This is a genomic window from Arenibacter algicola (assembly GCF_000733925.1).
Taxonomy (GTDB): domain Bacteria; phylum Bacteroidota; class Bacteroidia; order Flavobacteriales; family Flavobacteriaceae; genus Arenibacter; species Arenibacter algicola.
In genome coordinates this window covers 1,988,182-2,002,850 of the sequence record NZ_JPOO01000003.1, presented here as the reverse complement: position 1 = coordinate 2,002,850, position 14,669 = coordinate 1,988,182, and the positions used below count along the sequence as shown (strand labels likewise).

Sequence of the window (14,669 nt, the reverse complement as noted above, 5' to 3'; positions counted from 1 at the left end):
CCTATTGAAAAGTATGTACCGAAATTTTTCTAATAACTGGGGACTTATATTTTTGGGATTATGCACTTATTGTATAATAAATGTTTAATTTTCAGATATTAGGAGGTTATTACAAAATTCTACTAGGTAATGTTATGGGAAAACTACTTTTTTATGTTAAACTGGTTTTGGTGTTTTTGCATTTTCAATCCGTTATTGGGCAATCCCTTCAAATAAGTGATAACGGCAGATTTATTAAAAAATCAGATGGCACACCATTCTTCTACCTGGGAGATACCGCTTGGGAGTTGTTTCATAGACTGGATATGAAGGAGGCAGATCATTATCTAAATAATAGGGCAGATAAAGGTTTTACGGTTATACAGGCAGTTATTTTATCAGAACTGAACGGTATTTCCGTTCCTAATGCCAATGGGGACCTGCCCTTATTCAATAAAGACCCAAAAAGACCCAATGAGGCTTATTTTAAGCATGTAGACGCCATAGTGGATAAGGCAAGTTCTTTGGGATTGGTTATGGGAATGCTTCCCACCTGGGGAAGTTATTGGAGTTCCCTAAGTGAAAAGGACATCATTTTTACAGCAGAAAGTGCTGAGGAATTTGGACTGTTTTTAGGGAAAAGATATAAGGGCAAACCTGTTATTTGGATATTGGGTGGAGATAGAAATATACGAACGGAAAATGATCGCAAAATTGTGGAGGCAATGGCGCTAGGGCTGAAGCAGGGAAGTAATGACCAACAGCTTATCACTTTCCATCCCAGGGGACCCGGAATGTCGTCGGATTATTTTCATGATGCCGAGTGGCTTGATTTTAATATGTATCAATCTTCCCATGGTCAACATGGGCATGACAACGGACTTTATGCGGAGCATGATTATGCTTTAGAGCCCATGAAACCGACCTTGGACGGAGAACCGAGATACGAAAGTATACCGGTAGGGTTTTATTTTAAAGGTACGGATCCAAAGGATCGCTTTGACGATTATGACGCACGGCAGGCGGCCTATTGGTCTGTTTTTGCAGGGGCTTGCGGACATACCTATGGGAATAATAATATTTGGCAGATGTATTCGCCGGATAATAGTCCAATTATTGGGGCCGCAATACCGTGGAAAGATGCCTTGGACCATCCTGGGGCCTTTCAAATGAAACATCTTAAAACCTTAATGGAGGCACGTTCCTTTTCTAAATTGACTCCCAAGCCCGAGTTGATCAAAAATAGCATGGAAATAAATGGTGAGCCCATAAGGGCGGTATTGGCACTGGATGCCTCTTTTGCAATGATCTATACCCCCAGTGGGAAGGCCTTTACGGTGGACAAGGGAATGATTTCAGGTTTAAATAAAAAGGCTATTTGGTACGATCCCAGATATGGTGTGTCCCATCATTTGGGCACATCGGACACCGATGGTATTCAGACCTATAAGCCGCCTACTTCTGGAAGAGGGCAGGATTGGGTACTGATCTTGGAAAATGCCGATCTTAATTTACCAATGCCGGGTTTTCATTGATTTCCGGCTGCAAATTATAAAGACTGCTAAGACTTTACCCCAAAGAAGACCTTCTTTTTTGTTTTTTGAAATCGAAAAGTAAGAATAACACGGCTTCCACTTTGGTGCCCAGTTTTTCTGTCAATATTTTAAAGGCCCGTGTAATATGGCCTTCTACGGTTTTAATGGAGATGTTGAGGTATTCCGAGATTTCGGTATGGGTAAGTCCTTCCTTCTTATTCATTAAAAATATTTCTTTGCATTTGGACGGTAAATTATCAATTTCGGCATTCATTAATTTTATTAAGCCCTCCAATTCTTCCGGTTCTATTTCCGCCACCACATCGATAGCCTCAAAATATTTTTTCTCCAAATACAGAACAGGTTTAGTTTTTCTGTATTGACTAATAAACTCATTATAGACGGATTTATACAAATAACTCTTGATGGAAAAATCTGGATTAATTTTTTTTCTCTTAACCCAAATCTTAACAAATACGTTTTGAACTATATCTTCGGCCAAGGCATGATCATGGCACAAAGACTGGGCATAGGCGCACAAGCTTTGGTAATATGTATCCATTAAAAAATCGTAGGCTTTGCAATCCCCAGAAATTAATCTTTCGGCTAAATATTGGTTTTTTAGGTGGTCCATTAAAATTGGTTATTCTCAATATTACAAAAATTTTTTTTTGAATATCGAAAAAAAATACACAAAAAATAGAGGGGTATGTAAAATTTGAGCGTATTAGATGCATAATTGTTGAGTTAAAGATGGCCGAAGTAGAAAAAATAATCGTCAAGTTTCTAAATCAGGAGGCCAATCATTCCGAGTTGGAAAGATTGGAAGATTTGCTAAAAACGGCAGAAGGGTTGCGAGTCTTTAATAGTCTTGTTAAAACACAATATATAAGTACACTTTCCATGACAGAATACGATGTTAATAAAGCCAAGGAATCTATTAAGGACAGGCTTAAAAAGGACAAGCGGATAGCAAGAATGAACCTGTACAAGAGAATAGCCTTCACTGCTTCTGTTTTACTAGTAATAGGCACGGTCTTTTACCTAGCTTATATTACTGATGACAAAATTGCGACAGTAGATGTTAAACAGCCACAAACTATAGTAGCTGGGACGGATAAGGCCATCCTTACCCTGGAAAATGGGGATGAGGTGGCGCTGGAAAAAGGGAAAAAATTTCAAACCGGTGGGGTAAGTAGTAACGGGGAGGAATTGGTCTATGCTGAAAAAAAGCATAATAATGAAGTTGAAAAAGAACAGTTGTACAATTATTTGACCATTCCTCGAGGTGGCCAATTTTTTATCAAATTGTCGGATGGTACGGAAGTGTGGCTGAATTCAGAAACCAAATTAAAATATCCAGTGACATTTGCCGAAGGTCTAACCCGGAAGGTAGAACTAATATATGGTGAGGCTTATTTTAAGGTTTCGCCAAGTACCGCACACAAAGGCGCTGCATTTCAAGTCCTTACAAAATCCCAAGAGATTGATGTTTTGGGTACGGAATTTAACATTAAGGCCTATAATAATGACCCGGTTATGGCTACCACCTTGGTTGAAGGGAAAATCAAAATAAAAAAAGGTGAGTTTAGTGAAACCCTAATGCCCAACCAACAGGCTAGAATTAGTCATGAAAGTGATAAAATAGATATTGAGGAAATTGATGTGTCCCAGGAAATTTCATGGGTAAAAGGTTTGTTTGCCTTTAATGAAAAACCCTTGGAGGAAATAATGACGGTACTTTCAAGATGGTATGATACTGAGGTTATTTTTGAGAATGCCAAACAAAAGAATTTTGTCTTTACGGGAATATTGGAAAGAACCAATGCGGTAGAAGATATTCTTAAACTTATTGAAGCTACCAGTGAGGGCCAGTTAAAATTTGAAATTGCCAATAAAACAATTATTATTAAATAAAAAAGGAAAAGGCCAGCACCTTCCACAGCAACGGCCTTTGTCCAAGTAGATTAATTAAAACTATGTTTAACTAAACCATTACAAATTTATGAAAATTAAATTAACCAACCGACCACCTTGCCTATTTGGCAAAGTTCTTTTACGCCTTTTTATGAAATCCATTATTTTCCTCTTTTGTTCGATTTCATTTGCACTCAGTCCTTTAAATGGAGAGGCTCAAAATGCCGAGATCATCATCGATTCTGATGTTACCTTAAACGTCAAACAGGTATTTCGGCTAATAAATAAGCAAACTGACTATAAGTTTATTTATCGCCATGACCTAATCAAAACCTCGCCTAATATTGACCTAAAAAAAGGTGTAATTAAAGCTGGGGACTTATTGGACAAAGCCTTATCGCCTTTAAGTTTTACTTATAACTTTACAGATGACGGAACTATCGTGGTTAAAAAAAGTCCAACGAATTCCGTGGAAAGTAGTTCAATTAAGATTTTGGACAAGAAATTACAATTTCAAGTAAGTGGTACTGTGACAGATGTGGACGGCTCCCCCTTACCGGGAGCTAATATCATTGAAAAAGGAACGAGCAATGGCGTTACAGCTGACTTTGATGGTAAATTTTCAATGGAAATAGCAAGCGAAAATGCTGTATTGATTGTTTCCTATATTGGATTTTCAACCAAAGAAGTTACTCTAAGTGGACAGACTGATATTGTTGTTAGTATGGAGGAAGATGCCGCTGGTTTGGAAGAAGTGGTTGTGGTTGGTTATGGCACGCAAAAAAAGGAAAATCTTACAGGTTCTGTAGCAACGGTTAGTTCCGAGGAACTTATCAAAAGGCCATCTGCCAATGTTGAGAATTTACTCCAAGGTAGAGTTCCTGGTCTTCAAGTTTCATCGTCTTCCGGTAAACCCGGAGATGAAGGCAATACTTTGCGCATAAGGGGAATAGGCACATTTAGTGGAGCAGGAAGTAATCCATTGGTGCTAATAAACGGTATAAGTGGTGACATGACCAATCTTGATCCAAATGACATTGAATCGGTTTCCGTTTTAAAGGATGCCGCGTCAAGTGCCATTTACGGTGCCCGTGCCGCAAATGGGGTTATCCTGATAACAACAAAACAAGGCAAGGCAGGCAGTCTAGTAATTGACTATCACGGAAATATTCAGGCGCAGAGCGCTAGCAGATTACCTGAATTGTTATATAATTCAGCGGACTACATGCAATTTTGGAACGAAGCTAGGGCAAGGAATGGTCAAGCCCCACACTTTACCCAAGCGGAAATTGATGGCTTTAGGAACAATCCTAACGACCCGGTTAATTATCCCAATTTTAATTGGATCGACCATACCTTTAATACCGCCATTGTGAATAACCAGTCTTTTCGCATAAGTGGGGGAAATGAAAACACTGTTTTCAGTGTATCCCTTGGTTATCTGGACCAACCCGGTATTACAAGTAATTACGAATATCAAAGATTCAACGGACGAGTGACCGTTGATTCAAGATTGAATGATTGGATTAAGATCGGGGGTGATATACAGTTTGTCAACAAGGACATAACCAGAAGTAACTGGGACAATAACGTGGACTATCAAATACTTGCCATATACGGTGCGGCTCCTAATTATACGCCTACGATGACTTTACCGGATGGTAGTACAGGATATGTGGCCCGATATAGTTCCGATATTGCTGAATGGACAGTAAGAAACCCTGATGCGCAAGATGCAAGTGGTCTTATGACAGAGACCCGGTACAATGTTCTGCCTCAGTTTTACAGTGAGATTAATCTAACCAAAGATTTGACTTGGAATTCCAAATATGCACTTACTATCGACAACAATCAATATAAGAATCACGAGCATGCGGTTGATAACTATTACTTTAAAGATGGTTCATATGCCCATAATAATGCTACTTGGCGACTGGGGGTAAATGATATATGGACCACTAGCAAGTTGTCTACATTTTATTCGACCTTGAATTTTACCAAGAACTTTGAAGATCACAACCTTAGCGTATTGATAGGATATAATCAAGAAGGATTTAAAGACAGATATCTTAGAGGTCAGAGAATTAATTTTCCAACCAACGATCTAAAGGAACTTGATGCCGGCGCTTCCAATGGTCAATCTACCGGAGGAGGGGCAACGGAATGGGCGATACAATCATATTTTGGTCGTGCCACCTATGATTATCAGGGCAAATATTTACTTGAGGCCAATGCAAGATACGATGGCACTTCTAGAATTTCACCAGATACGCGATGGGGATTCTTTCCTTCCTTATCTGCTGGATGGAGGGTTTCAGAAGAAGCGTTTATGGAAAATGTGGATTGGTTGGACAATTTTAAAATAAGAGCTTCTTGGGGCCAATTGGGCAACCAAAATGTTGGACTATATCCTTATCAAGAAGTTTTATCAACTACTTCCTACCCGTTTATATCTTCCGAACCAGGCGTTATTCAGAACCGCATGGTAGATCGGAATCTGAAATGGGAAACAACCACCATGACCGACATTGGGGTTGACTTTAGTATGCTTAATGGTTTGTTTAGCTTTACTTTTGACTGGTATAACAAAGTTACCGATGATATCCTTTATCAGATTCCGGTACCTGCAAGTATAGGTCTGTCGGCACCAACAGTAAACTTCGGTAAAATGAAAAACACCGGTATCGATCTTGTGGTAGGCAGCCAGAAAAGTTTTGGCGATTTCTCTTATAGCGCTAGTATTAATTATTCCAGTTACAAAAATGAAGTATTGGAAATATTGTCTCCGACCTATGGAAATACCACTACTCAGGTAGGTCTTCCTTTTAACTCCCATTATTTGGTGGAATTCGACGGAATATTTCAAAACCAGGCTGAAATCGATGCAGCTCCCATACATCCTTTCAATCCAAAACCGGGAGACCTGAAATTTAAGGATGCGGATAACAATGGTACCATAAATGCTGATGACAGGGTTGTAATAGAAGGAGCATACCCTAAGTCCTTTTATGGAGGTACAGTAGACCTTTCTTACAAAAACTTTGATTTATCGTTATTTTTTCAGGGAGTCGAAGGATCCAAAGCACATGTCCAGACCTTGGCTTGGGGACTTACGCCATACATGCAGGGATCGCCCCCAACCGTTGATTTTGTAAACAATAGATGGACAGGTGAAGGTTCTACCAATTCTCATCCTGCCATGTTTGTTACCGGATATGGACCTGTCACAGGAACACCAAACACCTACTGGTTGTTGGATTCGTCCTATCTCAGATTGAAGAATCTGTCTATTGGATATAATATACCTAAAGAATTATGCCAAACGATTGGTTTGCAAGGCGTTAATGTGTATATGTCCGGCGACAATTTATTTACTTTCACCAAGTGGCCGGGATCCGATCCTGAAAAAGCCAATACGGGTTGGTTTACGGCTTACCCTCAGCTGACAACATACACCATGGGAGTTAAATTGAAAATTTAATCTTAAAATACAATATTATGAAGATATATATAAATAGGGGCAAGGTTATAAGTTACACAATTGTCTTATTAGCACTTTTTACAATGTCATGCGAGAATGATTTTTTGGATAAAAACCCTTTGACGGAAATATCCAGCCCTACATTCTGGAATACACAGAACGATGCCGACATGGCCTTGGCCGGGTGTTATTCACGGTTGAATACTAATACATTCAATTTTCATAACCTGAGTTTTGACGTACTTGGTGGCGAGGCCAGTAGGGGTGACGGGAATGCACAAAATATGGCCTTAGGCCTTATTGAAGCTACATCGGGGGGACTTATTTCATCTGTCTTTACCGATTGTTATAGAGGCATTGCTTCATGTAATTTTTTCTTGGCCAATATTGATAAAACTCCTATTCCTGCCAGTACCATAGATGTTTATAAGGCAGAGGTGCTATTTTTAAGGGCTTTGTTTTATTTTACGTTGACCGATTATTATGGGGGTGTACCACTATATACCGAACCTTTTGAAAACATTGACGAGGCCAAGGTTGCGCAAAGTTCAAAGGCTGAGGTAATTGCTCAGGTTATTGCGGATTTGGATGTTGCTATTGCTCAATTGCCCAATACGGATTACAGTAGTACCGGACATGCCGTAAAAGGTTCTGCATTGGCGCTTAAATCAAGGGTGCTGCTTTTTCAGGGTGATTGGTCAGGTGCAGCAGCAGCGGCAAATCAGGTAATGACCGAAGGAAAATTTAGTCTTTCCGATGATTTTAAAAACATGTTCTTAGTTTACGGTCAAGACGGAAATCCTGAAATTATGTTTTCGACAAGATATTTAAATCCTGATAATTCTAGCCAACAGGATATTCAAATGGAATGGTGGGGAGCCTGGCATCCTCGCGAGGAATTGAGGGATGCCTTTGAATGCACAGATGGCCTGCCGATTAGTGAATCTCCTTTGTATGACCCTGCGAATTATAAATTAAACCGTGATCCACGGCTTGAATTGACGTTGAAACCATTCGATGACCCAGCCATAAAAGCATCGGGCGAGGTTGTTTCATATGCTTATAATACGCCCTCATCTACAGGATATATGCCAACGAAGGGAGCTGATGTAGAAGAACTTCCAGTAGATTATTCTACTTTGAGCGAACAGGATTGGATATTAATTAGATACGCAGAGGTGTTGTTGAATTACGCTGAAGCAACAAACGAAATTAGCGGCCCTACGACTGAAGTGTATGATGCGGTCAACACTGTGCGCGGAAGGCCAGGAATTGAAATGCCACCCCTCCCGGATGGATTGACAAAAGACGAAATGAGAGCCCGAATTTGGAATGAGAGAAGGGTCGAATTTGCTTTGGAAGGAAGAAGATTTGGAGATATCAAGCGATGGAAATTGGCCGAAACCTATCTTAATACCTTGGTTGAGCCTGATAGTGGTGTGCCGCGTGTTTTTAATCCAGCAAAACATTATTTATGGCCATTTCCACAATCTGAAATGGACGTAAATCCAAATTTGCAACAAAATCCCGGGTATTAATTTTTGGAACAATAAATTGTATATTTTTTGTAAAGTTGAGTTAGTTTGAGTTAATTGTGGTAATGCACTTGAAAGAGTGCATTACCTTTTTAAAAATTATAATAGAACATTGAATTTTAACGCTTAAATACATAGCTGTGGTTCAGCAAACTATAGTTGCGAACAGAATCTTTTAATTTGTCAAAGTATGACTGAAGTTAATACTGATTCTAAATGAGAATTTAAAAAAGATTTCAAAATGAAGAAAACCCTTATTATGTTCTTGTTGGCCATATTGGCATGCAATACCGAGATACAAAAATTTAATTCCAGGGGAAAGTCAATTATACTATACCTCGGATTACTCTTCATTTTCTTAATCTCTTGCAAACAAAAAGGTGAATATGCAGCAATTCCATCGAAAAAAATTCCTGAGGTAGTGGATTATAATTTTGATGTCCGTCCCATACTATCCGATAAATGTTTTGCCTGTCATGGGCCAGATGTCAATAAAAGAGCCGAAGATTTGCGGTTAGACACTCCTGAAGGGGCCTTTAAGGCGCTCAAGGACAGGAAAAACGAATTCGCCATTGTTCCCAATAATTTGGAAAAGTCGGTCCTCTATCAAAAAATAACGGCAAAGGACAGTACCGAGCTCATGCCTCCCTTAGATTCCAATTTAAAATTGTCTTCCTATGAAATCCAAATTTTAAAAAAGTGGATAGAGCAAGGGGCGGCCTATGAACCTCATTGGGCTTTTGTGGCCGTTGACAAACCCGAGCTGCCCAAGTTGAAAAATGCAGATTGGGTCAATAATGAAATAGATTATTTTGTTCTACAAAAATTACAGGACGTGGGCCTGACTCCCAATCCCATGGCGGATAAAGAACGACTCTTAAAAAGAGTTTCCTTGGATATAACAGGACTGCCTCCAACACCCGAAATGCAGAAAAAATTTATCCAGAATGATGCTGCCGATGCCTACGAGAAAGTTGTCGACGAGCTATTGGCCAGCGATCATTATGGTGAAAAGATGGCTAGCCACTGGTTGGATGTTGCCCGCTACGCCGATTCGCACGGGTTTCAAAACGATCAGTTGAGAACCATGTGGCCTTGGCGGGATTGGGTGATTCACGCCTTTAATGAAAATTACAGTTATGAGAAATTTGTCACCTACCAATTGGCGGGCGATCTGGTTCCCCAGAAGAATATGGAGACAATTTTGGCTACAGGATTCAATAGAAACCATAAAATTAACCAGGAAGCTGGTATCATCGAAGAAGAATTTAGGGTCGAAAATGTAACCGATAGAACCAATACCTTTGGAAAGGCATTTTTGGGATTGACATTGGAATGTGCCAAATGTCACGACCATAAATATGATCCTATTTCACAAAAGGACTATTTCAGCACATTTGCATTTTTTGATAGAATGCCCCCTAGGCAAAACAAAGGGGAAATATTGGCGGAGGCTCCTATAATTACAATTACTGACGAGCTTGTCCAAAAAGAACTTCCTTTCATTAATAAAAAGGAAGAAGAGGATGTAGACGTTATGGTCATTGAAGAAAGGCCGGATGTTAGAACCACACATATTCTAAATAGAGGCGTATATGACGATGTTGGCGAAGAAGTAAAGGCCCAAGCTCCTGCATCGGTTTTGGCCTATGATGATAGTGCCTATGAGCGCAACCGCTTAGGTTTGACAAAGTGGTTGTTCGATGCCAAAAACCCTTTGACCAGTAGGGTATTTGTAAACCGAATGTGGCAAGAGATTTTTGGGGCAGGAATCGTAAGATCATCCGGCGATTTTGGTATGCAAGGGGATTTGCCTACCAATGTCCATCTGTTGAATTGGTTGTCGGCAGATTTTATGGAGAACGGCTGGGATATGAAACGCATGATCAAGAAAATTGTCATGTCTGCCACATATAAGCAATCATCGGTCATAAGTAAGGATAAACTGGCTGTTGACCCAGAGAATAAATACCTGTCAAGAATGTCGCGCTTGCGATTTAATGCGGAAATGGTACGTGACCATGCCTTGGCTACCAGTGGCTTGCTAAACCCTGAAATAGGTGGACGAAGTGTTAAAGTGTACCAACCAGACGGATTGTGGGAAGCTGCCAGTTCGGGAAGAGGTGTTTTGGCCAATTATGTACAGGATCACGGAAGTAATCTTTATAAAAGAGGTATATACATTTTTATAAAGCGTACCACCTTACCGCCGGTACAGCTTACTTTTGATGCTGCTACACGTGATCAGTGCGAGGTACAAAGACAATCTACAATGACTCCTTTACAAGCTTTGATTACGCTCAACGACCCTACTATTTTAGAATCTGCACGGGTGTTTTCCGAAAATTTAATGCAAGAGGAAAGTACGGTTGCCGAAAAAATTGAGAAAGCATTTGGTACAATAGTATGTAGGACTATCAAGCCCGAAGAAAAGGAAATGTTATTGGGCTATTACAATGAACAGGAATCCGCCTTCATGAAAGAGACGAAACAGGCTGAGGCATTTATAAATGTCGGGGAATTTCCGGCCTCTAAAGATAGGGATGTCGTAAAGGTAGCCGCCCTCATGCAAATTATTCACACGATATATAACCTAGAGGAAACTATAGTTAAAAGTTAACCAACTTCTCAAAAAATAATACTAATGGAAAAGGAAATTTTTGAACACCATCTAAACACTAACCGAAGGCATTTTTTAGGTAAAATGGCACTGGGCTTTGGGGGGGTGGCTTTGGGGTCCTTGTTAATGCCGGATTTGTTGTCCGGTAAACAAGTCGTCGAAGAACAATTGCCCTTAGGTTTAAAACATTTTGCCGCCAAGGCAAAGCGGATTATCCTCTTGGTTCAGAATGGCGCCCCTTCCCAATTGGAAAGTTTTGACTATAAACCCAAGTTGAACGATATGTTCGGGCAAGATCTGCCTCCTTCTGTAAGAGGAGATCAAAAGTTGACAGGCATGACGGCTGGGCAGGAATCATTTCCCTTGGTGGGCTCAAAGTTTGGATTTAAGCAATATGGCAATTCAGGAACCTGGGTAAGTGATCTGTTTCCGAACATAGCCAAGATTACCGATGATATCTGCGTCATAAAAAGTATGCATACCGATGCCATTAACCACGATCCCGCCCTAACATTTATGCAAACGGGTGCCCAGGTGGGCAATCGCCCCAGTATGGGGTCTTGGTTCAGCTACGGCCTTGGTAGTGAAAATAAAAACTTACCTGCCTATTGCGTATTGCTGTCAAAAGGCAAGGGCAACGGACAGGGCGTATATTCAAAACTGTGGTCGAACGGCTTTTTGGACAGTTCCCACCAAGGAGTACAATTAAGTGCCAGTGAGGATCCTATTTTGTATTTGAACAATCCTGATGGGATGGATAGAAAAACGCGCCGTACCATGTTGGATCATTTGGCTTCATTGAACCAACTGGGTTATGACGAGTTTGGAGATCCTGAAATTCCGGCAAAGATAAAACAGTATGAAATGGCTTTTCGAATGCAGACCGCGGTACCTGAAATTACCGACGTTTCCAAAGAACCGGACCATATCAAAAAAATGTATGGCCCCGATTGTATGGTACCAGGCACCTATGCCGCCAATTGTTTATTGGCTAGAAAGCTGTCGGAGTCTGGCGTACGTTTTGTACAATTGTACCACCAGGGTTGGGACCAGCATTCCAATTTGGTAGGTGAAATGCAGGGTCAGGCCAAAGATGTCGATATGGCTTCTGCAGCATTGATTACCGATTTAAAACAAAGGGGATTGTTGGATGAAACCTTGGTTATTTGGAGTGGGGAATTCGGGAGGACAAACTACTGCCAAGGAAAATTGACCAAGGATAATTACGGTCGGGACCATCATCCTAGGTGCTTCAGCATTTTTGTAGCCGGAGGCGGTGTAAAATCGGGCATTTCCTATGGCAAAACCGACGAATTGGGCTATAATATTACCGAAAACCCGGTACACATTCATGACTTACATGCCACCATTATGCATTTAATGGGCCTAGATCATGAGAAGTTGACTTATAAACACTTGGGCAGAAGGTTTCGTTTGACCGATGTACATGGCCATGTAGTAAATGATATTTTGGCATAAAAACATGAAAAAATCCGTTCCCTTTTTTTTGAACACATTGTTCTTTCTGCATATTTTTTTAGCCTTTTTAGTGGTTTTTGAAAGTTATCTGGAAATTCCATTTTGGTTACAGCCGCTAGGCAGAATGCATCCATTGCTGTTACATTTTCCCGTAGCCTTTATTGCGCTTATGGTATTGCTTAACCTGTTTAGAAAACAAATAGATCCCCCTTCCTTTGAAAAGATCAACTACTTTCTATTATTGCTGACCTCCTTTACAACTGTACTGGCAACCATAATGGGCCTATTGCTCTCCCTGGAAGGGTATGAGTCCGAACTCATGAGCTTGCATAAATGGATTGGAATAGGGATCAGTTTTGCGGTGTATGCAATGGTTTTGACGTATCTACACAAAAAAGTGTACCAAATCTTGTTGTACACCAGCTTTGTGGGAGTTGTTTTTGGTGGACATTTTGGGGCCGGGCTAACACATGGTAGTCATTTTTTAATGGAACCCATAACCAGTGCAGCGGTTAAAAAAATTGATGAAAATACGCCGATATATACAGCCTATGTTGCACCTATTTTAGAAAAAAAGTGCACTGGTTGCCACAATCCACAGAAAAGCAAGGGGGAGTTGGACTTAACAAATGTTGAAGCTATAACCAGGGGCGGAGAGAATGGTGAGGTTTGGTTGGCACATAATCCTGAAGAAAGTTTGTTGCTGCAGCGTGTAGCACTGCCGTTGGAAGATGAAGAGCATATGCCGCCAGATGGTAAGGTCCAATTGACCAGTCGCGAAATTGAGCTTATAGAAAGCTGGATTGGCCATGGCGCGGATACTGAAATTTCGTTCGCCCAATTGAACATTGAAGACGGTTTAAAGCAACTGCTCACCGAAAAATGGCTGAAAGGAGATAGTGGGAAAGAGGCATATGCATTTGATTTTGTGGACACTAAACTTATAGATGATCTAAATAACCCCTATAGGACGGTAGTTCAAAAATCCCCCACTTCGCCGGCTATTGAAGTAGCCATTTATGGCAGAAGTAGTTACAAAGCTGAATTTTTGACCGATTTGGCTAAAATAAAGGAGCAGGTGATATACCTAAATCTAGCCAATTTGCCTCTGGATGACAATAGCTTAAAATTTGTTGGGGAGCTTAATAATTTAGAGCATTTAGTATTGAATTTTACAGAGGTTACCAATGAGGCTTTGGCAGCCCTTGTTGCCAACACCAAATTACAGTCGCTTTCTTTGGCAGGTACCTCGGTTGATGTAGCCGCACTAAAGTATTTAAAGGAGATTAAAAGTTTGAAGGAATTGTTTGTCTGGAACACCCAATTGACCGACGCCGATATTTCGCAACTGGCTAAGGAATTACCAGGCGCAACCATAAATGAGGGGTACATTCCGGACCCGGAAGAAAAAATGAACCTGACACCACCAACCTTAATAGGGGAGAGGAATATAATAAATTCAGGAGACCGTATTTCATTGAGGCATAAAATGAATGGAGTTAGTATTCGATATACCTTGGATGAAACCGAACCCAATGAAAAATCTGAACTTTATGAATCAGGAATTACTATGGATTTGCAGGGAGAAAGATCTAAAACAGTAAAGGCAATAGCTTACAAGGATAATTGGCTGCCAAGTGAGGTTTCAACCTTTGTATTTTATGACAAAGGCCTTGTTCCCGACGGACTGGAAGTGGTGCATCCCGGAATTTTAAGTTCTTACACCGGGGAGGCAGAAAGAATATTGAACGACGATGCCAAATATGACGCCAATACTTATTATTTTTCGAAATTTTATGCTTCTTTCAATAGTAAACCTCTCATAGCTATTGCTGATTTTAGTGCGTCAAATCCTAAAATCAAGGAAGTGGTGCTTAGTTGTGGTAGTCGTAACGGAGCAAAGAAATCATCGGTGATGTATGTTGAGGTTTGGTCCTCCAATAATAAGGAGAATTGGACCCTATTAAAAAAGTTGAACCTGGCCAAGGTGGCTAATCCTGATAAACTTAATGAAATCTCTATAAAGTTTCCGGAGTCAACCGCAAAATACTATAAGGTAGTAGGGCAGCCCAATACGGAAAGCACATTGCGGGTAAATCAGTTGTTTTTCTTTTAGGGTTCCC

General features: G+C 40.4%; 8 protein-coding genes. 7 read left to right on the top strand and 1 reads right to left on the bottom strand.

From position 1 onward, the window contains the following. Window positions 1–134 precede the first annotated feature (134 nt). Window positions 135–1,514 carry a glycoside hydrolase family 140 protein gene (locus U735_RS0119175; RefSeq protein ID WP_083260607.1) on the top strand — a complete coding sequence of 460 codons (1,380 nt, stop codon included), beginning with the start codon at window positions 135–137 and terminating at the stop codon, window positions 1,512–1,514. Between the two features lie 34 nt (window positions 1,515–1,548). On the opposite strand, the gene U735_RS0119170 is transcribed toward U735_RS0119175, so the two are convergent. Then, complete coding sequence (locus U735_RS0119170) at window positions 1,549–2,148, bottom strand: RNA polymerase sigma factor (protein ID WP_031445355.1); 600 nt, start codon at window positions 2,146–2,148, stop codon at window positions 1,549–1,551. A 119-nt stretch (window positions 2,149–2,267) separates the two neighbouring features. Between U735_RS0119170 and U735_RS0119165 the strand changes: the two genes are divergently transcribed. The 6 genes from U735_RS0119165 to U735_RS0119140 all read left to right on the top strand — a co-directional run bounded on the left by U735_RS0119165 (window position 2,268) and on the right by U735_RS0119140 (window position 14,662). After that, window positions 2,268–3,431: a FecR family protein gene (locus U735_RS0119165; protein WP_031445354.1), complete on the top strand. Its 1,164-nt coding sequence runs from the start codon at window positions 2,268–2,270 to the stop codon at window positions 3,429–3,431. Between the two features lie 88 nt (window positions 3,432–3,519). Then, window positions 3,520–6,912 carry a SusC/RagA family TonB-linked outer membrane protein gene (locus U735_RS0119160; RefSeq protein ID WP_083260603.1) on the top strand — a complete coding sequence of 1,131 codons (3,393 nt, stop codon included), beginning with the start codon at window positions 3,520–3,522 and terminating at the stop codon, window positions 6,910–6,912. Between the two features lie 17 nt (window positions 6,913–6,929). After that, window positions 6,930–8,450: a RagB/SusD family nutrient uptake outer membrane protein gene (locus U735_RS0119155; RefSeq protein ID WP_051892251.1), complete on the top strand. Its 1,521-nt coding sequence runs from the start codon at window positions 6,930–6,932 to the stop codon at window positions 8,448–8,450. 238 nt (window positions 8,451–8,688) lie between these two features. Beyond that, entirely contained in the window at window positions 8,689–11,067 is a 2,379-nt protein-coding gene (locus tag U735_RS0119150; protein ID WP_083260602.1) for a PSD1 and planctomycete cytochrome C domain-containing protein, read from the top strand. A 24-nt stretch (window positions 11,068–11,091) separates the two neighbouring features. Beyond that, on the top strand, window positions 11,092–12,546 hold the full coding sequence (locus tag U735_RS0119145; protein ID WP_031445350.1) for a DUF1501 domain-containing protein: 1,455 nt from the start codon (window positions 11,092–11,094) through the stop codon (window positions 12,544–12,546). 4 nt (window positions 12,547–12,550) lie between these two features. Continuing rightward, window positions 12,551–14,662 (top strand): c-type cytochrome domain-containing protein, encoded by a 2,112-nt coding sequence (locus tag U735_RS0119140; protein WP_180994037.1) that lies wholly within the window; start codon window positions 12,551–12,553, stop codon window positions 14,660–14,662. The last annotated feature ends 7 nt before the right edge of the window (window positions 14,663–14,669 follow it).